The sequence below is a fragment of the Lysobacter oculi genome, assembly GCF_003293695.1.
In the GTDB taxonomy this organism is placed as follows: domain Bacteria; phylum Pseudomonadota; class Gammaproteobacteria; order Xanthomonadales; family Xanthomonadaceae; genus Solilutibacter; species Solilutibacter oculi.
On record NZ_CP029556.1, the window covers coordinates 821284 to 842858 of the forward strand.

Here is a 21575-nt window from a genome sequence, read left to right on the forward strand (position 1 = left end):
GGCGTCAGGTGATGTCCGCGCGGGAGTCGGCCTGCATTTCGTAGCGCGTCGGTCGCGGGTTGAGCGTGCCGCATTGCTTGCAGGTGCGCAGTTCGTCGTTGCGGTAGAACGCTTCGAACACGCGGAAGAAATCCTGCTCGATGTCCTTGAGGTGGAAGAATTCCTCGTACACCGGGTGGTTGCAGTTCACGCAGAACCACATCAGTGCATCGTCCTCGTGCGGCTGGCGCTTTCGTTCGATCACCAGCCCCACCGAATTTTCCATGCGCTGCGGCGAATGCGGTACGCGCGGCGGCAGGTAGAAGATTTCGCCGGCCTTGATCGGCACGTCGCGGGCGTGGCCATCTTCCTGGATGCGCAACACCATCTCGCCTTCCAGCTGGAAGAACCATTCCGGGCCTTCCTCGAAGTGGTAGTCGGTGCGCGCGTTTGGCCCGCCGACGATCATCACGATGAAGTCTTCCTGCACGATGCATTTGTTGCCGACCGGCGGCTTCAGCAGGTGGCGGTGTTCCTCGATCCAGCCTTGCAGGTTGAACGCGGCGGGCAACGACATGTCAGGCTCCAGTCGGGAATTGCGCGATCACTTTCAGCTCGATGTGGATCGGGCCGGGCAGGCGGCTGACCTCCATCGTGGTGCGGCAGGGCGCGTCCGGAATGGACGGGAACTGCGCCGCCCACAGCGCGTTGTAGGTGGTGAAGTCGCGTGCGTAGTCGGTCAGGAAGACGGTGACATCGACCACATCGGCCCAGCCCAGGCCGCAATACGTGAGCACCAGTTCGATGTTGCCGATGACGCTGTGCCATTGCGCGGTGATGTCGTGGTCGATGACGTTGCCGCCCGCATCCACGACATTGCCGGGCACGCTGTTGCTGGCTGCATCGCGCGGGCCGGCCCCGGAGATGTAGAGCAGGTCGCCGACGCGCCGTGCATGCGGATAGTGGCCGACGGGCGTGGGCGCACCCGGAACTTCGATGCCGCGTTCTGCCATCTCAACGGTCCTCGTGGTCTTCGCGGATGCGTCCGAGCGCGTCCGCGTACTGCAGTTTCAGTTCTTCGTTCGACGCGATGTTCAGGCCCAGGTCGTGGACCAGACCGTCGCGCAGCGTGTACACCCAGCCGTGCACGGCCAGCTTCTGTCCGCGCGACCAGGCGTCCTGCACCACGGTCGTCCGCCCGACGTTGACCACCTGCTCCAGCACGTTCAGTTCGCACAGGCGGTCGTGCTGCAGGGTGGGGTCGGGCATCAGCGCCAGCACATCCTGGTGCTTGTCCTTGACGTCGCGGACGTGGTGGATCCAGCTGTCCGACAGGCCGAGGCGGCTGCCATGCAGCGCCGCGTGCACGCCGCCGCAGCCGTAATGGCCGACAACGAGGATGTGCTCGACCTTCAGGACGTCCACCGCGAACTGGATCACCGACAGGCAGTTGAGATCGGTATGCACCACCACGTTGGCGATGTTGCGGTGGACGAAGACCTCGCCCGGCGGGATGTCGACCACCTGGTTGGCCGGCACGCGCGAATCGGAACAACCGATCCACAGGTATTTGGGCGCCTGTTGCTTCGAAAGCCGCTCGAAGAAACCGGGGTCTTCGGCATGGATGCGCTCGGCCCATGCCTTGTTGCTGCGGAGCAGGTCGTCGATTCGATTCATGTCGCCATTGTCATGCAGGAAAGCCGATGTTGCGCGACTCGGTATAGAAGCGCAGCGCGTCCATGCCGCCTTCGCGCCCGTAGCCGGACTGGCCTACGCCACCGAATGGCGTGCGCAGGTCGCGCACCAGCCAGCTGTTGATCCACACCATGCCCACGTGCAATTTCGCGGCCACGCGATGGGCGCGGGCGAAATCGCGTGTCCATACCGATGCGGACAGTCCGTAGTCGCTGGCGTTCGCGAGCTCAAGTGCTTCTTCTTCGGTGTCGAAGGCTTGCAGCGTCACCACCGGCCCGAAGATTTCCTCGCGGTTGGTCGCGCATTCCGGGCCCAGGCCTTCGATCACCGTCGGCGCGATGTACCAGCCGGCGCGGTCCAGCGCTTCGCCACCGGTCAGCACGCGTCCGCCTTCGCCGCGTGCGCGTTCGATCGCCGCCATCACCTTGTCGAAGTGCGCCTTCGACACCAGCGGGCCCATCCGGGTCGCCGGGTCCAGCGGGTCGCCCACGTTCAATGACGATGCGGCTTCGACCAAGGCATCGCGCACCTCGTCGTAGATGCCGCGTTCGATGAGGATGCGTGAACCGCACAAACAGATCTGCCCGCTGTTCTGGAAGGCGCTGCGCACCAGCGTGTCGAGGTTGTCGCGCCAGTCGCTGTCGGCGAACACCAGTGTCGGGTTCTTGCCGCCGAGTTCCAGCGACACTTTTTTCAGCGAAGGCGAGGCGAGTTGATGGATGCGCTTGCCGACCGCCGTGCTGCCGGTGAACGAGACCGCACGCACTTCGGGCGCGGTGACGATGGCCTCACCGACCTTCGGGCCCAGGCCGTGCACCAGATTGAACACGCCGGGCGGTAAGCCGATTTCCGCCGCCACCTGCGCCAGCAAAGTGGCGCTGGCCGGTGTGACCTCCGACGGTTTGGCGACGACCGTATTGCCGGCGGCGAGTGCCGGCGCGATCTTCCAGGTGAACAGATACAGCGGCAGGTTCCACGGCGACACCGTGCCGACCACGCCCAGCGGCGTGCGCAGGGTGTAGTGCATGCCGGCCTCGCCGTGGTGGAACTCGCTGGCGAACTGGGTGGCGGCGTGCGCGAAGAAGCGCAGGTTGCTGACCGCGCGCGGGATCTCCGCGTTGCGGGCGAGCGAGAGGGGTTTGCCGCCATCGCGGGCTTCGGCCAGCGCGAATTCGTCGATGCGGGCTTCGACCGCCGCCGCCAGTTTTTCCAGCCAGCGGGCGCGTTCGCTGGCCGGCAGGGCGGACCAGGCGGGGAAGGCCGCCTGCGCGGCGCGGATGGCCGAAGCGACATCCCCGGCATCGCCATCGGCGACTTCGGCATAGACCTCGCCGGTTGCGGGTTCATGCACCGGCAACCATGTGCCGGAAGCCGCTTCGCGCGGCGTGCCGTCGATCCAGTGCGGGAAGCATCGCGTCATCCGTCCAGCTTAACGCGGCCGGCGATCAGATCGAATGCATGCGGCCGCCATCCACCGCGATCGACTGGCCGGTGACATATGCCGCGGACGGGCTGCACAGGAACGCGATCATGGCGGCGGTCTCCTCCGGCCGGGCGAAGCGGCCCACGGGGACGGCGCTGCTCATGCGCCTGCGCACATCTTCCTCGCTGGCGCCGGACTTCTGCATGTCGTTGGCCACGATCTGCGCGATGCGGCCGGTCTCGGTGAAGCCGGGCAGCACGTTGTTGACGGTGATGCCATCGGGACCGAGTTCGCGCGAGAGCGTCTTGGCCCAGCTGGCCACCGCCCCGCGCGTGGTGTTGGACACACCAAGGTTGGGAATGGGCTCGTACACGGAGGTGGAGATGACGTTGACGATGCGGCCCCAACCGGTCGCGCGCATGCCCGGCAACACCGCCTGCACCCAGATCTGGTTGGCGATGAGGTGGCGGTGGTAGGCCTCCAGGATCGCGTCGATGCCGGCTTCGTGCATCGGGCCGGCCGGCGGGCCACTGGTGTTGTTGATGAGGATGTGCACCGGTTCGCGCGCGACGAGTTCACGGGCCTTGGCCAGCAGGCCTTCGGTATCGCCGGCGTCGGCGACCAGGATGTCGTGCGTCTGCGAGCCGTTGCTGGGCAACGACTGCTGCACCTTGCTCAGGGCGTCCTCGTTGCGCGCCAGCACGGTGATGTTGGCGCCCAGGTCCGCGAGTTCGAACGCGGTGGCGCGGCCGATGCCTTCGGAGCCGCCGCAGACCAGCGCGTGGCGGCCGGTGAGATTCAGGTCCATGTCAGTCCTCGTGTGGGGAGTCGTGGAATGTGGCGTGGATCATCGCCATCGCTGCATCAGGCGCGACGGCCCAGAGATTGCACCATGCGCCCGCGCAGGTGGTCGTCGTCGCCTTCGGGCGGCGCGAGTTCATGCAGGCTGAAACCGCGTTGCAGGGCGTCGTCCTCGTCCAGTCCGTCAAAGGCGACGAATTCGGCATCCATCAAGGCCGCGCGGGCGGTGTCCGGGCTGTCGTAGGGCAGCAGGTTGCCGTCGGAATCCAGCACCTCGGCGGTACCGGCCTCGCGCACATGCAGGCGCGCCCAGATCAGCACGTCACCGAGCGTGGCCAACCACCATTCGTAATGGGCGATGTGGTCGTCGTGCAGGGCGTCGCTCATGCGCCGATCCCCGGGAACGCCACCGACCACAACCACAGCAGGCCAGCCATCACCAGGCCCAGCACGATGCAGCTCAGCGAAATCATCGCCGGCGTCGCCAGCCCGGTGAAACCGCGGTCGCGTACTTCGCGGAAACGCTGCGACAGCAGCCACCAGAGCGCGCGGGGGTGGATGAAGGCACCTTCGCCCAGCTGCGCGCGGACCTCGGGGTGGCGGTCACGCAGATGCACCAGCGCGAGCGGCCAGAAGATGACGAAGGCGGTGGCGCCGGCGATGGCCACGGCGACGAACAGCAGGGCGAAGAACAGGACCATCGATCAGAACTCCGCGCTGCCCGGCGCGCGCGGGTAGGCGATGGCGTCGCGGATGTTGGACAGGCCGCAGGTGTAGACCACCAGCCGCTCAAAGCCCAGCCCGAAGCCGGCGTGCGGCACCGAACCGTAACGTCGGAAATCGCGGTACCAGCTGTAGTGCTCGGGATCGAGCCCGAACTGCTGCATGCGCGCGTCCAGCACATCGAGCCGTTCCTCGCGCTGCGAGCCGCCGATGATCTCGCCGATGCCGGGCGCCAGCACGTCCATCGCGGCCACGGTGCGGCCGTCGTCGTTGAGGCGCATATAGAAGGCCTTGATCGCCTCCGGGTAGTTCATCACCACGACCGGGCGGCCGACGTGTTCCTCGGTCAGCCAGCGCTCGTGCTCGGTCTGCAGGTCCAGGCCCCATTCGACCGGGAATTCGAACTTCTTGCCGCTCTTCTGCAGCAGGCCGATGGCATCGGTGTAGTCGATGCGCTCGAACGGCGCGTTGATGAAGGTTTCCAGCCGCGTGACGGCATCGGGCTGCACGCGCTCGGCGATGAAGGCCATGTCGTCGCCGCGCTCGTCCAGCACGGCGCGGAACAGGTATTTGAGGAAGTCTTCGGCCAGATCGGCATCGTCATTGAGATCGGCGAAGGCGATCTCCGGCTCGATCATCCAGAACTCGGCCAGATGGCGCGTGGTGTGGCTGTTCTCGGCGCGGAAGGTTGGCCCGAAGGTGTAGACCTTGCTCAGCGCCAGGCAGTAAGCCTCGACGTTCAACTGGCCGGACACGGTCAGGAAGGTTTCCTTGCCGAAGAAGTCGCGGCTGAAGTCCACCGCGCCATCCTTGCCGCGCGGCAGGTTGGCCATGTCCAGCGTGGAGACGCGGAACATCTGGCCGGCGCCTTCGGCGTCGCTGGTGGTGATGATCGGCGTCGAGATCCAGTAGAAGCCGCGCTCGTGGAAGAAGCGGTGCACCGCCTGCGCCAGGCAATGGCGGATGCGGGTGACCGCGCCGAACAGGTTGGTGCGCGGGCGCAGGTGGGCCACTTCGCGCAGGAACTCCGGCGACATCGGCTTCGGCTGGATGGGGTAGGTGAGGGGATCCTCGACCCAGCCGACGACTTCGACGGCATCGGCCTGGATTTCGAAGCCCTGGCCCTTGCCCTGCGACTTCACCAGCTTGCCACTGGCGATGACCGCGCAGCCCGGCGTCAGCCGCTTCACTTCGTCCAGATTGGACAGCGTATCGGAGGCGACCACCTGGATCGGCGCGAAGCCGGAACCGTCACTGACGTTGACGAAGGCGAGATTGGCCGAGCCGCGCACCGTGCGCACCCAGCCTTTCACCGTCACCTGGCCTCCTTCGGGGAGATGGCCGGCCAGTGTCTGGGCCACGGAAGTCGTCGTCATCGTCTTGAATCCTGTTGTGCGTGCAACCATATGAACGGGCAAGTTTAATCGACAGGTACACTGCGCACATGGCCGTCACCCTTGCTCCCGCCGCCCTCGAACGCGTCCGTGGCTACCTCGCCGCCGAACCGGCGAAGGCCGGGCTGCGTTTCGGCGTCAAGCGCACCGGATGCTCCGGCTGGGGCTATGTGATCGGCCTGGCCGACGCGGCGGAGCCGGGCGATACGGCGTTCGAGCACGAAGGCATCTGGATCCTGGTCGATGCCGACAGCCTGTCGCTGGTCGACGGCACCGAGATCGACTTCCTGAAGGCCGGCCTGAACGAGCAGTTCGTCTTCCGCAACCCCAATGTGCAGGGCGAATGCGGCTGCGGCGAAAGCTTCACCACCGACGCCGACAAGGTCGCCTGACCCGCGGCTTGCCGCAAGCCCTTGATTCCGTCATAATTTCCGGCTCCGTGCGGCTTGCCGTGCGGTGAACTTGCCCCACGGCGTGCATCCGCCCGTCCGGGGGCTGTCGGGCCAGGCAATTCCGCCGGGCCGATATCCACAAGGAAAACACAATGCGTCATTACGAAGTCGTGTTCCTGGTCCATCCGGACCAGAGCGAACAGGTGCCGGCCATGATCGAGCGCTACAAGGGCCTGATCGAGAACGCCGGTGGCACCGTCCACCGCATGGAAGACTGGGGCCGCCGCATGCTGGCCTACCCGATCAACAACCTGGTCAAGGCGCACTACGCGATGTTCAACATCGAGTGCGAGCAGGACGCGCTGAACGAGCTGGTCGACAGCTTCCGCTTCAACGACGCCATCCTGCGCCACCTGATCATCAAGCGTGACGATGCCGTCACCGAGCAGTCCCTGATCATGAAGAACAAGGACGAGAAGGGCGACAAGCCCGAGCGCGGCGAGCGCCGCCGTCGTGACGACGAGGCTTCCGAAGCTTCCAGCGACGACACCGACAACGCCGAAGCCGCCTGAGGAGCACACCCATGTCCAAGTTCTTCCGCCGCCGCAAGTTCTGCAAGTTCACCGCCGAAGGCGTGACCGAGATCGACTACAAGGATCTCAACACCCTGCGCCAGTACCTGACCGAGACCGGCAAGATCGTCCCGAGCCGCATCACCGGCACCAAGTCGCGCTACCAGCGCCAGCTGGCGACCGCGGTCAAGCGTGCGCGGTTCCTCGCGCTGCTGCCGTACACCGACAACCACGACGTCTGATTGCTTCGCCAGCTTGGCCTGGCGTTGTCGGCTTCGGGCGCGCGGTCCCTCATTGACGACCTGTCAACGTCGGGCCCGCGCACCCTTCGCCTCCTAGCCAGACCCGCGCTGGCTGTGCAATCCCTCGCGTGAATCCAATACCGTCCATCCGGACAACTCAAAGCTGCGGGCCTGCCCGCTAACGGAGACACACCATGAAGCTCATCCTCCTGCAGAAAGTGCAGAACCTCGGCAAGCTCGGCGACACCGTCGACGTGAAGCCCGGCTTCGGCCGCAACTACCTCGTGCCGCAGGGCAAGGCCGTGCCGGCGACCGCCGCCAACCTGGCCACCTTCGAAGCCAAGCGCGCCGAGTACGAAGCCAAGGCCCAGGCCGCCCATGACGAGGCGGAATCCCGCCGCGCCAAGCTGGAAGGCGCCAGCGTCACCATCCGCGCCAACGCTTCCAACGAAGGCAAGCTGTTCGGCTCGGTGACCCCGCGCGACATCGCCGAGGCGTTCACCGCCGCCGGCTTCCCGCTCACCAAGAGCGAAGTCGTGATGGGTGAAGGCCCGCTGCGCCACGTGGGCGAGTACGAAGTCATGGCCCATTTCGCCGCCGACGTGGAAACGCCGGTCAAGGTGATCGTGGAAGCCGAAGAAGCCTGATCCCCACGGATCCGGTTTCAGGAAACGGACGCTTCGGCGTCCGTTTTCGTTTGGGGATGGCGAAGCGTCGTCGCAGGCGCTGAGACATCGCCATGCACACTTATCCACAGGATGTTCCGTCGCGGCTCCACAAGCGCACGGCCTAGCATGGATGCCCGTCGCCACCTCCGGTGATGGATGCCCCTTGGAGCCTGATCGCGCATGTCCAGTCGTCCCGCTGATTTTTCCGGATCCGGCCGCTCCCCGGACCGCTTCGCCGACAGCCGCGTCCAGCAATTGCGCCTGCCGCCGCAGTCGGTGGAGGCTGAGCAGGCGGTGCTGGGTGGCCTGATGCTGGCGCCGGAGGCCTTCGATCGCGTCTCCGACCTGCTGGGCGAACAGGATTTCTACCGCCGCGACCACCAGCTGATCTATCGCGCGATCCGCGAACTGGCGGAGCGTAACCGGCCCTTCGACGCGGTGACGCTGGGCGAGTGGTTCGAGTCACAGGGCAAGGCCGAGCAGGTCGCCGGCGGTGCCTATCTGGTCGAACTCGCCAGCACCACGCCCTCGGCCGCCAACATCCGCGCCTATGCGGAAATCGTCCGCGACAAGGCGGTGCTGCGGCAGTTGATCGATGTCGGCACCGGCATCGTCAATGACGCCTTCCAGCCCGAGGGCCGCGAAAGCACCGAGCTGCTGGCCAAGGCCGAGCAGGAAGTCTTCGCCATCGCCGAAGCCGGTTCGCGCGGGCGTGCGGATTTCGTCGCGGTCAACGCGGCGATGAAGGAAGCGATGGAAGTGCTGCAGCAGCGCTTCGACAACGGTGGCAGCGTGACCGGCCTGCCGACCGGTTACACCGAGTTCGACGAGATGACCGCCGGCCTGCAGCCGACCGACCTGTTGATCCTTGCGGCGCGTCCTTCGATGGGCAAGACCACGCTGGCGATCAACATGGCCGAATACGCGGCGATGAAGACCAAGAAGGCGGTCGCGGTGTTCTCGATGGAAATGTCGGCCAGCCAGCTCGCGCTGCGCCTGATGTCGTCGGTGGGGCGCGTCAACGCGGGCAGGTTGCGCACCGGCCAGCTGGAAGACGAGGATTGGAGCCGCGTGTCGAGCGCCGTGCGCATCCTCAAGGACGTCAAGATCTTCATCGACGACACGCCGGCGCTTTCGCCCGACGTGCTGCGTTCCAAGTCGCGCCGCCTCAAGCGAGAGCACGACCTGGGCCTGATCGTCATCGACTACCTGCAGCTGATGGCCGTGCCCGGCAACAGCGAGAACCGCGCGACCGAGATCTCGGAGATCTCGCGCTCGCTCAAGGCGCTGGCCAAGGAACTCAACGTGCCGGTGATCGCGCTCTCGCAGCTCAACCGCTCGCTGGAACAGCGCCAGGACAAGCGCCCGGTTATGGCCGACCTGCGCGAATCGGGCGCCATCGAGCAGGACGCCGACGTCATCGTCTTCATCTACCGCGACGAGTACTACAACAAGGAAAATTCGCCGGACAAGGGCCTGGCCGAAGTCATCATCGGCAAGCAACGTAACGGCCCCACCGGCTCGTTCAAGCTGAAGTTCTTCGGCGAGTACACGCGCTTCGACAACCTCGCGCACGACAGCGTGGGCAGCTTCGAATAAACGCCTGCCGCCTGCTGCGCACGGCTTCTACAATGGCGCGATGAGCGATCCCGTCCAGCAACGCCCGACGCGCATCGAGATCGACCTCGATGCCTTCGCCCACAACCACGCGGCGATCCGCGCGCACGTCGGCGTGCCGGTGATGGGCATCGTCAAGGCCAACGGCTACGGCCACGGGCTGGTGCCGATGGCGCGGCAGCTGGAGAAGCAGGGCGTCGAGCAGATCGGCGTGGCCTTCGTGGAGGAGGGTGTGGCGCTGCGGCGCGCTGGCATCCGCACGCCGATCCTGGTGCTGGGTGGCATCTTCGGGCCGCAGGTCGGCCAGTACCTCGACCATGACCTTGAAATCACCGTGTCCTCGCTGGACAAGCTGCGGCAGGTCGAAGCGGCGGCTGAGGCGCGTGGGCGCCGGGCGGTGGTGCATCTCAAGATCGACACGGGGATGGAGCGCATCGGCGTCCACAGTTATTCGGCGGGGCCGTTCATCGAGGCCGCCGCCGCATCGACATGGTGCGAAATCAAGGGCGTCTATTCGCATCTGGCCTGCGCGGACGATCCGGCATCGCCGATGACGATGATGCAGCTTGAGCGTTTCCTCGAAGCCTGCGCGCACTTCGAGCGCATCGGCGCGCCGATGCCGATCCGCCACCTGGCCAATTCCGGTGGCGTGCTGCACTTCCCCGAGACCTGGCTCGACATGGTGCGGCCCGGCATCCTGCTGTACGGCGTCCTGCCTGACCCGGCCTCCAAACCCACGGTTGAAGTAGGCCCGGTGCTCTCGCTGACATCGCAGGTGGTGTATTTCAAGGTGATCCCGGCGGGGGCCACGGTGAGTTATGGCGCCACCTGGGAGGCGTCCACGCAGACGCGGCTGGTGACGGTGCCGATCGGTTATGGCGATGGCTGGCCGCGTGCGTTGTCGTCGCGCGGCGAGGTGCTGATCCGTGGCCGGCGCTACCCGGTGACCGGGCGCATCTGCATGGACCAATTCATGGTCGATGTCGGCGCTGGCAGTGCCTACAACGAGGACGAAGTGGTGCTGATCGGCCGGCAGGGCGGAGAAACCCTCAGCGCGGAAGCGGTCGCGGCGCGTGCCGGCACCATCGCCTACGAGTTGCTGGTCGGCCTCAACGAGCGCATCCCCCGGCACTACACAGGCGGTTGATTGCATTCACCTGGCGGCGACATTCGCGAGCCGGCCATGAATCCGTGATTCCGCATTCACATTCAGGTTACCGATGCGCCACTAGGCTCGCCGGGTCTATCACGACTCCCGAGGAGCGACACGATGAATGCATTCACCAAGACCGGCATCGCGGCTGCGCTGGCCACCACCATGCTGGCCGGCTGCGCCACCTACACCGGCCAGACCAGCGACCCGAACGACCCCAACCGCACGCAGCGTGGCGCCCTGATCGGTGCCGGTATCGGCGCGGTGGCCGGCCTGCTGTCCGGCAAGGACGCCACTGAGCGTCGCCAGCGCGCGATGGTCGGCGCAGGCATCGGCGGCCTTGCGGGCGCCGGCGTCGGTGCCTACCAGGATCGCCAGGAAGCCGAGCTGCGCCGCCAGACCGCCGGTACCGGCGTCGATGTGCAGCGCGATGGCGACGTCATCAAGCTCAACCTGCCGGACGGCGTCACCTTCGACTTCAACAAGACCAACGTGAAGCCGCAGTTCTATTCGGCGCTCAACAGCATCGCCAGCACGATCAAGCAGTACGACCAGACGATCGTCGAGATCAACGGCCATACCGACAACATCGGTTCGCTGGCCGCCAACCAGAAGGTGTCCGAGGAGCGTGCGCGTTCGGTCGGTGCCTATCTGGCCGGGCAGGGCGTGCAGTCGGTGCGCATGGAAACGCACGGTTACAACTATCAGTACCCAGTGGCCGACAACAGCACCGACAGCGGCCGTGCCTTGAACCGCCGCGTCGAGATCCGCCTGATCCCGCTGCGCAGCGGCGCCTGATCGGTCAGTTGATCGTGGATGAGGGGAAGGGCCGCCGCGTGCGGCCCTTCTTCTTTGTCGATGTTGATGTCGATGTCGATGTCGATGCGGAGCGCTGGCGCGTGAAGGCGCCATGCGACACTTGAATGCCACGAGGAAGCTCCCGCCATGCTTGGCTGGTTTGAACGCCTGATCAACCCCTTCGCGCCGGACGATGGCCGGATGCCGCCGCAGCGCATCTGGGCGTTCTACTGGCACTACCTGCGGCAGGCGCGCTGGGTGCTGCTCGGCGTGTGCGTGGTCGGCTTCTTCGTCGCGCTGATCGAGGTGTCGCTGTTCGACTACGTCGGCAAGCTCATCGACCTGGCCACGCAGTCGGCCAGTCCGCGTGCGTTCTTCGCCGAACACGGCCACACCCTGCTGTGGATGGCGGTGGTGGTGGTGCTGTTCCGTCCGGTGGCGACGCTGCTGCATGCGCTGCTGGTGAACCAGGCGCTGGTGCCGAGCCTGACCGGGCGCATCCGCTGGCAGCAGCATCTGTACGTGTCGCGGCAGAGCCTCGCGTTCTTTCAGAACGACTACGCCGGGCGCATCGCCAACCGGATCATGCAGACCGGCGCCAGCCTGCGCGAATCGGCGGTGGAGATCGTTGACGCGCTCTGGTACGTCTTCATCTACACCGCCACCGCGCTCTACCTGTTCGCCAAGGCCGATTGGCGGCTGATGCTGCCGCTGCTCGCATGGCTGGTCGGCTACGTGCTGCTGATGCGCTTCTTCGTGCCGCGTACCAAGGCGCGCTCCTTCGCCGCATCCGAAGCCAAGTCGAAGTTCATGGGCCGCGTGGTGGACGGCTACACCAACATCGCCACCCTCAAGCTGTTCCCGCACCGCGAGCGTGAGCATGAGTACGCCCGCGAATCGCTGCAGGAGAACATCGAAAAAGTGCGCGCCATGACCCGGCTGACCACCGGCATGGACGCCTCGATGACGATGTGGAACGGCCTGATGATCGCCGGCACCACCGGTATCGGCATGTGGCTGTGGTCGCAGGGGCACATCACGGTGGGCGCGGTGGCGTTCGCGGCCGGCCTGGCGATACGCATCAGCAACATGTCGGGCTGGATCATGTGGGTGATCAACGGCGTGTTCGAGAACATCGGCACCGTGCAGGACGGCATGAGCACGGTGGCGCATCCGCTGACCGTGGTGGATGCCGGGGATGCGAAGACGTTGCAGGTCAGCCATGGCGAAGTGATGTTCGATGACATCCACTTCCATTACGGCAAGGCGGGTGGGGTGATCTCGGGGCTCGACCTGCGCATCGCGCCGGGCGAGAAGGTGGGCCTGGTCGGCCCCAGTGGCGCCGGCAAGACCACGCTGGTCAACCTGCTGTTGCGCCTGTACGACCTGGAATCCGGGCGCATCCTGATCGACGGACAGGACATCGCGCGGGTCACGCAGGCCTCGCTGCGGGCACAGATCGGCGTCGTGACGCAGGACACCGCGCTGCTGCATCGCTCGATCCGCGACAACCTGCTGTACGGGCGGCCGGATGCCACGGAAGCGCAGCTCATAGCTGCCGTGCGTGACGCGCGTGCCGATGGCTTCATCCCGGGACTGAGCGACAACGAAGGCCACACCGGCTTCGATGCGCAGGTCGGCGAGCGCGGCGTGAAGCTGTCGGGTGGCCAGCGCCAGCGCATCGCGATCGCGCGGGTGCTGCTGAAGGTCGCGCCGATCCTGGTGCTGGACGAAGCGACATCCGCCCTCGATTCCGAGGTGGAAGCGGCGATCCAGGACAGCCTGGACCGGTTGATGGAAGGCAAGACCGTCATCGCCATCGCGCACCGGCTCTCGACCATCGCGCGGATGGACCGGCTGGTGGTGATGGACAAGGGGCGCATCGTCGAAACCGGGCGGCACGACGAGCTGGTCGCCGCCGACGGCCTCTACGCGCGGCTGTGGAAGCGGCAGACCGGCGGATTCGTCGCGCTGGACGATGGCGCGACGCCGGGCGGCTGAATCGACCATAGCACGCGATCACTGCGAAAACGGGCACGAAGCCGCATCCCGCCTATACTGCGCGGGTCGGACATTTCGACGTTCCCGGGGGTGCACTGGCTTCGACGGGGGTTGCGAAACTGTTTGGCGCATGCCGAGGGGGTAGCTTTCCTCGCTAATCCAGCTGCAAACTCATAGTTGCCAACGACGACAACTACGCTCTCGCCGCTTAAGGCGTAAGCCCTGAACCCACTTGTGCCTGTGCTCGTGGATGTAGGGTCACTCATCACAGGATCGGCCGCGGCGGCGACCCGCCAACCTCGGCTCAACCTTAGCGGGTATGTGTTGCGGCGTGCCTCGCACGCTGTGTTGCCGTAACACGAGAACGAACAGCGAGCTAAGCATGTAGTGCCGGGCACGGAGTACCTTCGGACGGGGGTTCAATTCCCCCCACCTCCACCAAACGCAAAAGGCCGGAACCCCAAAGTTCCGGCCTTTTCTTTTGCCCGGTCCGCGCGGCTCAGGCGAACTTGTTGTGGCGGCGCATGACCTGCTGCTTCTCGCGGTTCCAGTCGCGTTCCTTGTTGGCGGCGCGCTTGTCGTGCGCCTGCTTGCCCTTGGCCAGCGCGATTTCCACCTTGACCTTGTTGCCCTTCCAGTAGAGCGCGGTGGGGATGATGGTGTAGCCATCGCGCTCCACGCGGCCGATGAGCGTGTCGATCTCACGGCGGTGCAGCAGCAGCTTGCGGTTGCGGCGGTCGTTGGTGACCACGTGGCTGGACGCCTGGATCAGCGGCGTGATCTGCGCGCCGAACAGGAATACCTCGCCGCTGTTGACCATCGCGTAGCTCTCGCCGATGTTGGCGCGGCCGGCGCGGATCGCCTTCAGCTCCCATCCCTGCAGCGCCAGACCGGCCTCGAAGCGCTGCTCCAGGTGGTACTCGTGCTTCGCCCGCCGGTTGAGGGCGATGGTGGGATTCTTTGCCGTATCCTTCGCGGTCTTGTTGTTTGCGGCCTTGCTCATGCGGGCATTGTCGCCGATGAATGCGGAACCTGCAGTGAGGAGTCACGTGTCCAACACGATCGAGCGCAGCGCCCTGGTGGCGCGCCCGGCCGAAGCGATGTACGCGCTGGTGGCCGATGTCGAGGCCTATCCCCGGCGTTTCAACTGGTGCCAGTCGGCGACCGTGCTGGAACGGGGCGAGCAGATGATGAAGGCGCGCCTGGACCTGCAGCTGGCCGGCTTCAAGACCTGGTTCGTTACCGAGAACACGCTGGTGCCGGGCCGCTCAATGGACATGCAGCTGGCCGAAGGCCCCTTCAAGAAGCTGCAAGGACGCTGGGAATTCAAGCCTTTGTCCGATGAGGCGAGCAAGGTCTCGCTGCTGCTGGAATTCGAACCCGCCTCCAGCCTGCTGGCGCCGGTGATCCGGCTGGGCCTGCAGGGGTTGGCCGATCGCATGGTCGATGACTTCGTCCGGACCGCCCGCGCCGAAGCCGCCTGAGATGAAGGTGGAAGTCATTGCCGCGTGGCCGGATCGCTTCGAAACCCGCACGATTGAACTGCCCGACGACAGCACCGCAACCCAAGCCTGCTCCGCCTCCGGCCTAGCCGAAGGCTATCCGCTGGCCGGCTTCGCGGTGTTCGGACGCAGGGTGGGGGAGGATGCAGTCCTCCACGAGGGCGACCGGCTGGAACTGCTGCGCGCCATGGCCATCGACCCGAAAGAAGCGCGACGCCGACGCGCGGAAACCGCGAAGGCCCTCAAGCAAAAAGCCCGCTGATCGCGGGCTTTTTCATGGGCTTGAAGACGGGGCTGGATCAGCGGCCCTTCTTCTTGTCCTTGCGCAGGTTGGGACCGAAGTCACGCAGCGAACGGCGCGCCAGTTCGGCGTCCTGGCTGGGGAAGTAGTCGCCTTCCCAGCGGGTCACCGCCTCGTTTTCGAAATACACCACGAAATTCTTGACCTCGGCCTTGGCGGTACGGCCGCGACGCTGGCTGCTGGTGTAGTCCCAGCGGTCGTGGTGGAAGGGATCTTCGATGGAGGGCGTGCCGAGCATCGCCGACACCTGCTGCTTGCTCATGCCGACCTGCAGCTGCTCGACGGCCGAGGGCTCGATCAGGTTGCCCTGGTAGATCGGCTGGCGATAGACGATGCCGCAGCCGGCGGTGGTGGCGGCCAGGGCGAGGATCAGCAGGGATTTGCGCATGTGCGGACAGGACAACGTGGGGTTGGGCGATAATACACGCCAGCCCACCGCGACAGGAGCCGTGGCCCGCATCGGCGGAGCCCACGTTCAGACCCCCACGATGGACAACGACGATCTCCGCAACGCCGGCCTCAAGGTCACCCACCCGCGCGTGCGCATCCTGAATCTGCTGGAGCAGAACAAGGCGCGCCATGTCACCGCCGAAGACATCTACCGGCAGCTGCTGGCGGACAACGAGGACATCGGCCTGGCCACCATCTACCGCGTGCTGACCCAGTTCGAGGCGGCCGGCCTGGTGCTCAAGCATCATTTCGAAGGCGGGCAGGCGGTCTACGAGCTCGACCGCGGCGACCACCACGACCACATGGTCGACCTGGACACCGGCAAGATCATCGAATTCGAAAGCCCGGAGATCGAGAAGCTGCAGCGCGAGATCGCCGAGCGCCACGGCTACATCATCGAAGAGCACGCGCTGGTCATGTACGTGCGCAAGAAGCGCTGATCAGCCGGCGTCGTCCAGCAGGCTGCGGGCGGCGGCACGCGCCGCATCGCTGACGTTCACGCCGCCCAGCAGGCGGGCGATTTCCTCGACCCGTCCGGCATCGTCAAGACGTTCCACCGCGCTCATCGTCAGCGACTCGCTGCTGGCCTTGCGCACGCGCCACTGCGCATGGCCCTGCGCCGCGACCTGCGGCAGGTGGGTCACGCACATCACCTGGCAACGCGCGCCGAGCGCCCGCAGCTTGCGGCCCACCACTTCGGCGACACCACCGCTGATGCCGGTATCGACTTCGTCGAAGACCATGGTCGGCACGGTGTCGATGCCGAGCGCGGCGACTTCGATGGCCAGCGAGATGCGCGACAGTTCGCCGCCCGATGCCACCTTGCGCAACGGCCGCGGCGGCTGGCCGGGATTGGCGGCGATCAGGAATTCGGCGCGTTCGGCGCCCTGTGCATTGGGTTCGAGGCCGGCTTCGGCGGCGAGCTCGATGCGGAAATCGGCTTCGCCCATCCCCAGCTCGCGGACGATGGCGACGGTCGCCGCCGACAGCGCCTTGGCCGCTTTCGTGCGGGCGCGGGTGAGTTGGGCGGCGGCGGCATTCCATGTCTGGCGGGCGGCTTCCACCTCTTCCAGCAACTCGGCGGCGCGGGCCTCGGCGTTGTCGAGCGAGGCGAGTTCGTCTTCGATGCGCGCTTGCACCCCGGCCAGCGCATCCACGCCGACGCGATGCTTGCGGGCGAGCGCGTGGACGCGCTGCAGGCGCTGGTCGAGCGACTCGAAGCGGCCCGGCTCCAGATCCAGCGTGTCACCGAGGCGGGCCAGCGTGTCGGCGGCCTCGTCGAGCGAAATGGTGGCGGTTTCCAGCAACGCATCGACGTCGGCAAGGCGCGGTTCGTGGTCGATGACGCGGCTGATCGCGTCGCGGGCGCGCTGGAGCAGGGCGAGCGCGTTGGCCTCGTCGGAGTCGGCCAGCCAGTCGCGGGCGCGGGTCTGCGCCTCGATCAACTCGCTGGCGTGGGCGAGGCGGCGATGGTCGGCGTCGAGGCTGGCGAGGCTGGCGGCGTCCAGCGTCTCGGCCTGCAGTTCACGCAACTGGTGGCGGAGGAATTCGACGCGCTCGCCGACGTCGCCACGGGCGTTCAGCGCTTCCAGTTCGGCGCGGGCGGCTTGCCAGCGCTTGGCGGCTTGCCCGACTTCGGCCAACAGATCGCCGTGGCGGCCGTAGCCATCGAGCAGCGCCAACTGCGAGTTGCGCGAGAGCAGGGCCTGCTGCGCGTGCTGGCCGTGGATTTCGACCAGCAGCGAGGCGAGTTCGGACAGCTGCGCGGCGCTGGCCATGCGCCCGTTGATCCAGGCCTTGGAGCCGCCATCGGCGCGCAGCACGCGGCGCAACTGGCAGTCGCCGGCTTCGTCCATCTCCGCCTCCTGCAGCCAGGCGCGGGCGGCGGGTGCATCGGTGAGGTCGAATTCGGCGGAGAGCTCGGCGCGTTCGGCGCCGTGGCGGACCACGCCGGCATCGGCGCGCTGGCCGCAGAGGAAACCGAGCGCATCGACCAGCAGCGACTTGCCGGCGCCGGTCTCGCCGGAAATGACGGTCATGCCGGGCCCGAACTCCAGTTCGGCGGCACGGACCACGGCAAAGTCGGCGATGGCGAGGCGGGTCAACATCGCGCATAGCTTAATGGGTGGAATCGCAGGGGTTGAGATGCTTGCGCCGGCCGCGTTGGTGCACCATATCGATGACATGGACACCGCTCCCGCGCTCGACGCCCGCGCCCGCCAGCTGCTGCGCACGCTGATCTCCCGCCACATCCGCAATGGCGTGCCGGTCGGTTCGCAGACATTGGCCGAACACGCCGGGCTGAAGGTGAGCCCGGCGACGGTGCGCAACATCCTGGCCGACTTGGAGGACTTGGGCCTGCTGGCGTCGCCGCATACCTCGGCCGGGCGCATCCCGACCACGCAGGGCTACCGGGTGTTCGTGGACAGCCTGCTGCAATGCCGGCCGCTGCCGGCGGGCGAGATGCAGAAGCTGCGCGATGAACTGGCCGGCGGTGATACCCGGCAGATGCTCGGCAGCGCGTCGGAACTGCTGTCGGCGATGAGCCGCTTCGTGGGCGTGGTGGCGGCGCCCAAGCCCGATGCGCTGGTCTTCCGCTACATCGATTTCGTGATGCTGGAGCCGCAGCGCGTGCTCGCCATCCTGGTCCTGCACGACGGCAGCGTGCAGAACCGCGTGCTGGAGCTGCGTCGGGCGTTCGAACCGGGTGCGCTGGAACAGGTCGCCAACTACCTCAACACCCATTTCGCCGGCCACCCGCTGCCGCAGGTGCGCGGCCAGCTGGTGGCGGAACTGCGCGCCGCCCGCGACGAGATGCAATCGCTGCTGAGCCAGGCGGTGGAACTGGCCGAACAGGCGCTGGTGCCGGCCGGCGCGGGCGAGGACCTGCTGGTCGCCGGCCAGACCCGGCTGATGGGCGCGCAGGCGATCACCGATGTGGAACGGCTGCGCGAGTTGTTCGAAGCGTTCGCCCGCAAGCGTGACATCCTGCAATTGCTGGAACGCACCCTGTATGCCGAGGGCGTCAAGATCTTCATCGGCGAGGAGACCGGCATCGCGCCGCTGGAGGACGTGGCGCTGGTGGCCGCCCCCTATGGCCGCGATGGTGAGGTGCTGGGCGTGCTGGGGGTCATCGGCCCGACCCGGATGGCCTACGACCGCGTCATCCCGGTGGTGCAGGCGACCGCGCAGGCGCTCGGGGCGGCCATCTCCACGCGCTGAGGCTTGAAAGCCGGCGGGGCAGGCCTTACGTCCGGGGGTATCGACCCATCCCGGATGCGCCCATGACCACCGAAGCCGACTTCGACCCCACCCAGACCCAGCCGCTTGAGCCTGAAATCGACGAGGTCGAGGCGCTCAAGGCGGAGATCGAGCAGCTCAAGGCGCAGTCGCTGATCGAGCGCGCGGATCTGGACAACCAGCGCAAGCGTCTGGCCCGCGACATCGACACCGCCCGCCGTTTCGCCAACGAGAAGCTGCTCGCCGACCTGCTGCCGGTGTTCGATTCGATGGATGCCGGCCTGGCCGCCGCCTCGGCCGACGACCCGTTGCGCGCGGGGCTGGAACTCACGCTCAAGCAGCTGCACGCGGTGGCCGAGAAAAACGGGCTGGTGGAAGTGGCGCCGAAGCCGGGCGACGCCTTCAACCCCGAGCATCACAACGCGGTCAGCCAGCAGCCGGCGGAGGGCATCGCCTCCGGCGCGGTGGTGCAGGCCTTCCAGAAGGGCTATGTGCTGAACGATCGCCTGCTGCGCCCGGCGATGGTGGTCGTGGCGCCCTGAGTGGCGCGATTAATCCCTTGAATCGCCGCGCGTCACCCCCAGATACGAACCATCGCGGCGCCGCCGCACCGAATCCACACTTACAGAGGTAATCACACATGGCCAAGATCATCGGCATCGACCTCGGCACCACCAATTCCTGCGTCGCCGTGATGGAAGGCGGCAAGGCCCGCGTCATCGAGAACGCCGAGGGCGACCGCACCACGCCTTCCGTCGTCGCCTGGACCAAGGACGGCGAAGTGCTCGTCGGCGCCTCGGCCAAGCGCCAGGCGGTCACCAATCCCAAGAACACCTTCTTCGCGGTCAAGCGCCTGATCGGCCGCAAGTTCACCGATGCCGAGGTCAAGAAGGACCTGGACCTGGTGCCGTATGCGATCGTCGCGCACGACAACGGCGATGCCTGGGTGGAAACCAGTGACGGCAAGAAGCTCTCGCCGCAGGAAGTCAGCGCCAAGGTGCTGGAGAAGATGAAGAAGACCGCCGAAGCCTTCCTGGGCGAGACGGTCACCGAGGCGGTCATCACCGTGCCGGCCTACTTCAACGACAGCCAGCGCCAGGCCACCAAGGACGCCGGCCGCATCGCCGGGCTGGACGTCAAGCGCATCATCAACGAGCCGACCGCGGCCGCGCTCGCCTACGGGCTGGACAAGGCCGGCGGTGACCGCAAGATCGCCGTGTACGACCTGGGCGGCGGCACCTTCGACGTGTCGATCATCGAGATCGCCAACGTCGACGGCGAGAAGCAGTTCGAGGTGCTGGCCACCAACGGCGACACCTTCCTGGGCGGCGAGGACTTCGACAAGCGCGTCATCGACTACCTCGTCGAGGAGTTCCAGAAGACCGACGGCGTGGACCTGCGCAAGGACCCGCTGGCCCTGCAGCGCCTGAAGGACGCCGCCGAGCGCGCCAAGATCGAGCTGTCGTCCTCGCAGCAGACCGACGTCAACCTGCCGTACGTGACGGCGGACGCGACCGGCCCGAAGCACCTCAACATCAAGCTGACCCGCGCCAAGCTGGAAGCCTTGGTGGATGAGCTGATCAAGCGCACCATCGCGCCGTGCCGCACCGCGCTCAACGACGCCGGCCTGAAGGCCAGCGACATCGGCGAGGTGATCCTGGTCGGCGGCCAGACCCGCATGCCGAAGGTGCAGGCCGCGGTGGCCGAGTTCTTCGGCAAGGAGCCGCGCAAGGACGTGAACCCCGACGAGGCCGTGGCGCTGGGCGCCGCGATCCAGGGCGGCGTGCTGGCCGGCGACGTCAAGGACGTGCTGCTGCTCGACGTGACCCCGCTGTCGCTGGGCATCGAGACCCTGGGCGGCGTGTTCACCAAGATCATCGAGAAGAACACGACCATCCCGACCAAGGCGTCCCAGGTCTTCTCGACCGCCGATGACAACCAGTCGGCCGTGACCGTGCACGTACTGCAGGGCGAGCGCGAGCAGGCGCAGTACAACAAGTCGCTGGCCCGCTTCGACCTGTCCGGCATCGAGCCGGCGCCGCGCGGCATGCCGCAGATCGAGGTCAGCTTCGACATCGATGCCAACGGCATCGTCCACGTGACCGCCAAGGACAAGAAGACCGGCAAGGAACAGAAGGTCGAGATCAAGGCCGGTTCGGGCCTGTCCGACGAGGAGATCCAGCGCATGGTGCAGGACGCCGAGGCGCACCGCGAGGATGACAAGAAATTCCAGGAACTGGTCGCCGCCCGCAACCAGGCCGACGCCCTGATCCATGCCACCCGCAGTGCGATCAAGGACAACGGCGAGAAGGTGCCGGGCGACGTGATCGGCCGTGCCGAAGGCGCCATCGCCGACCTGGAGACGGCGATGAAGGCCGACGACAAGGGCCAGATCGAAGCCAAGGCCAAGGTGCTGGAAGAAGCCGCGCAGTCGCTGTTCGCCGCCGCCGCGGCCGGACAGCAGGCGGGTCCGGACATGGGCGCCGGCCCGCAGCCGGGTGGCTCCAGCCAGAACGACGACGTGGTGGATGCCGAATTCACCGAGGTCAAGGACGACGACGCCAAGTCCAACTGAAGCCTGGCCTGATCGGGGCGACTCGGCAGGCCACGGGAGACGGGCAGGC

25 protein-coding genes and 1 other RNA gene are annotated in these 21575 nt (G+C 66.6%); 15 read left to right on the plus strand and 11 right to left on the minus strand.

The window, feature by feature from the left end:
• Window positions 1-4: 4 nt before the first annotated feature.
• From DCD74_RS03945 to asnS, 8 genes are read right to left on the minus strand one after another with little or no spacing between them, the layout of a single operon-like run.
• The gene (locus DCD74_RS03945) at window positions 5-556 is read right to left on the minus strand and encodes a 3-hydroxyanthranilate 3,4-dioxygenase (protein WP_112926171.1); all 552 of its coding nucleotides are present in this window, start codon (window positions 554-556) and stop codon (window positions 5-7) included.
• Between the two features lies 1 nt (window position 557).
• Window positions 558-992, minus strand: coding sequence for a RidA family protein (locus DCD74_RS03950; protein ID WP_112926172.1), 435 nt, complete (start codon window positions 990-992; stop codon window positions 558-560).
• 1 nt (window position 993) lies between these two features.
• The gene (gene can / locus DCD74_RS03955; protein ID WP_112926173.1) at window positions 994-1656 is read right to left on the minus strand and encodes a carbonate dehydratase; all 663 of its coding nucleotides are present in this window, start codon (window positions 1654-1656) and stop codon (window positions 994-996) included.
• Between the two features lie 10 nt (window positions 1657-1666).
• Window positions 1667-3094, minus strand: a complete 1428-nt coding sequence (locus DCD74_RS03960; RefSeq protein WP_112926174.1) for an aldehyde dehydrogenase — start codon at window positions 3092-3094, stop codon at window positions 1667-1669.
• A gap of 25 nt (window positions 3095-3119) precedes the next feature.
• Complete coding sequence (locus DCD74_RS03965) at window positions 3120-3905, minus strand: SDR family oxidoreductase (protein WP_112926175.1); 786 nt, start codon at window positions 3903-3905, stop codon at window positions 3120-3122.
• A 56-nt stretch (window positions 3906-3961) separates the two neighbouring features.
• Window positions 3962-4285, minus strand: a complete 324-nt coding sequence (locus DCD74_RS03970) for a hypothetical protein (protein ID WP_112926176.1) — start codon at window positions 4283-4285, stop codon at window positions 3962-3964.
• Window positions 4282-4599: a hypothetical protein gene (locus DCD74_RS03975; protein ID WP_112926177.1), complete on the minus strand. Its 318-nt coding sequence runs from the start codon at window positions 4597-4599 to the stop codon at window positions 4282-4284. The genes DCD74_RS03970 and DCD74_RS03975 overlap by 4 nt, the downstream gene beginning before the upstream one ends.
• Before the next feature lie 3 nt (window positions 4600-4602).
• On the minus strand, window positions 4603-5997 hold the full coding sequence (asnS, locus tag DCD74_RS03980; protein ID WP_112926178.1) for an asparagine--tRNA ligase: 1395 nt from the start codon (window positions 5995-5997) through the stop codon (window positions 4603-4605).
• Window positions 5998-6065: 68 nt separating this feature from the next.
• Here asnS and DCD74_RS03985 point away from each other — a divergent pair, with 68 nt between their 5' ends.
• The 9 genes from DCD74_RS03985 (at window position 6066) to ssrA (ending at window position 13899) form a co-directional block, all read left to right on the plus strand.
• Window positions 6066-6407 carry a HesB/IscA family protein gene (locus DCD74_RS03985; protein WP_112926179.1) on the plus strand — a complete coding sequence of 114 codons (342 nt, stop codon included), beginning with the start codon at window positions 6066-6068 and terminating at the stop codon, window positions 6405-6407.
• 152 nt (window positions 6408-6559) lie between these two features.
• Window positions 6560-6979 (plus strand): 30S ribosomal protein S6, encoded by a 420-nt coding sequence (gene rpsF / locus DCD74_RS03990; protein ID WP_112926180.1) that lies wholly within the window; start codon window positions 6560-6562, stop codon window positions 6977-6979.
• Window positions 6980-6990: 11 nt separating this feature from the next.
• The gene (gene rpsR, locus DCD74_RS03995) at window positions 6991-7221 is read left to right on the plus strand and encodes a 30S ribosomal protein S18 (protein ID WP_076587801.1); all 231 of its coding nucleotides are present in this window, start codon (window positions 6991-6993) and stop codon (window positions 7219-7221) included.
• Window positions 7222-7415: 194 nt separating this feature from the next.
• The gene (gene rplI / locus DCD74_RS04000) at window positions 7416-7868 is read left to right on the plus strand and encodes a 50S ribosomal protein L9 (RefSeq protein ID WP_112926181.1); all 453 of its coding nucleotides are present in this window, start codon (window positions 7416-7418) and stop codon (window positions 7866-7868) included.
• A 201-nt stretch (window positions 7869-8069) separates the two neighbouring features.
• Complete coding sequence (locus tag DCD74_RS04005) at window positions 8070-9488, plus strand: replicative DNA helicase (RefSeq protein WP_112926182.1); 1419 nt, start codon at window positions 8070-8072, stop codon at window positions 9486-9488.
• 40 nt (window positions 9489-9528) lie between these two features.
• The gene (alr, locus tag DCD74_RS04010; RefSeq protein ID WP_112926183.1) at window positions 9529-10653 is read left to right on the plus strand and encodes an alanine racemase; all 1125 of its coding nucleotides are present in this window, start codon (window positions 9529-9531) and stop codon (window positions 10651-10653) included.
• A gap of 123 nt (window positions 10654-10776) precedes the next feature.
• Window positions 10777-11457 carry an OmpA family protein gene (locus DCD74_RS04015; RefSeq protein WP_112926184.1) on the plus strand — a complete coding sequence of 227 codons (681 nt, stop codon included), beginning with the start codon at window positions 10777-10779 and terminating at the stop codon, window positions 11455-11457.
• A 147-nt stretch (window positions 11458-11604) separates the two neighbouring features.
• The gene (locus DCD74_RS04020) at window positions 11605-13458 is read left to right on the plus strand and encodes an ABC transporter ATP-binding protein (protein WP_112926185.1); all 1854 of its coding nucleotides are present in this window, start codon (window positions 11605-11607) and stop codon (window positions 13456-13458) included.
• Between the two features lie 86 nt (window positions 13459-13544).
• Window positions 13545-13899, plus strand: a transfer-messenger RNA (tmRNA) gene (gene ssrA, locus DCD74_RS04025).
• A 58-nt stretch (window positions 13900-13957) separates the two neighbouring features.
• Here the strand turns inward: ssrA and smpB are convergent.
• Window positions 13958-14461 (minus strand): SsrA-binding protein SmpB, encoded by a 504-nt coding sequence (gene smpB / locus DCD74_RS04030; RefSeq protein WP_112926186.1) that lies wholly within the window; start codon window positions 14459-14461, stop codon window positions 13958-13960.
• Between the two features lie 97 nt (window positions 14462-14558).
• Between smpB and DCD74_RS04035 the strand changes: the two genes are divergently transcribed.
• Window positions 14559-14942 carry a type II toxin-antitoxin system RatA family toxin gene (locus DCD74_RS04035; RefSeq protein ID WP_237049687.1) on the plus strand — a complete coding sequence of 128 codons (384 nt, stop codon included), beginning with the start codon at window positions 14559-14561 and terminating at the stop codon, window positions 14940-14942.
• Between the two features lies 1 nt (window position 14943).
• Entirely contained in the window at window positions 14944-15222 is a 279-nt protein-coding gene (locus DCD74_RS04040) for an RnfH family protein (protein ID WP_112926188.1), read from the plus strand.
• Between the two features lie 37 nt (window positions 15223-15259).
• On the opposite strand, the gene DCD74_RS04045 is transcribed toward DCD74_RS04040, so the two are convergent.
• The gene (locus DCD74_RS04045; protein WP_112926189.1) at window positions 15260-15649 is read right to left on the minus strand and encodes an outer membrane protein assembly factor BamE; all 390 of its coding nucleotides are present in this window, start codon (window positions 15647-15649) and stop codon (window positions 15260-15262) included.
• 100 nt (window positions 15650-15749) lie between these two features.
• On the opposite strand from DCD74_RS04045, the gene fur reads away from it, so the two are divergent.
• Window positions 15750-16151: a ferric iron uptake transcriptional regulator gene (gene fur, locus DCD74_RS04050; RefSeq protein ID WP_112926190.1), complete on the plus strand. Its 402-nt coding sequence runs from the start codon at window positions 15750-15752 to the stop codon at window positions 16149-16151.
• Here fur and recN read toward each other — a convergent pair whose 3' ends face one another.
• Window positions 16152-17819, minus strand: a complete 1668-nt coding sequence (gene recN / locus DCD74_RS04055; protein WP_112926191.1) for a DNA repair protein RecN — start codon at window positions 17817-17819, stop codon at window positions 16152-16154. It lies immediately after the preceding gene.
• Window positions 17820-17895: 76 nt separating this feature from the next.
• Here recN and hrcA point away from each other — a divergent pair, with 76 nt between their 5' ends.
• From hrcA to dnaK, 3 genes are all read left to right on the plus strand, one after another.
• Window positions 17896-18933: a heat-inducible transcriptional repressor HrcA gene (hrcA, locus tag DCD74_RS04060; RefSeq protein WP_112927650.1), complete on the plus strand. Its 1038-nt coding sequence runs from the start codon at window positions 17896-17898 to the stop codon at window positions 18931-18933.
• A 62-nt stretch (window positions 18934-18995) separates the two neighbouring features.
• Window positions 18996-19493 (plus strand): nucleotide exchange factor GrpE, encoded by a 498-nt coding sequence (gene grpE, locus DCD74_RS04065; protein ID WP_112926192.1) that lies wholly within the window; start codon window positions 18996-18998, stop codon window positions 19491-19493.
• Window positions 19494-19591: 98 nt separating this feature from the next.
• Window positions 19592-21526 carry a molecular chaperone DnaK gene (gene dnaK / locus DCD74_RS04070; protein ID WP_112926193.1) on the plus strand — a complete coding sequence of 645 codons (1935 nt, stop codon included), beginning with the start codon at window positions 19592-19594 and terminating at the stop codon, window positions 21524-21526.
• Window positions 21527-21575: the final 49 nt, after the last annotated feature.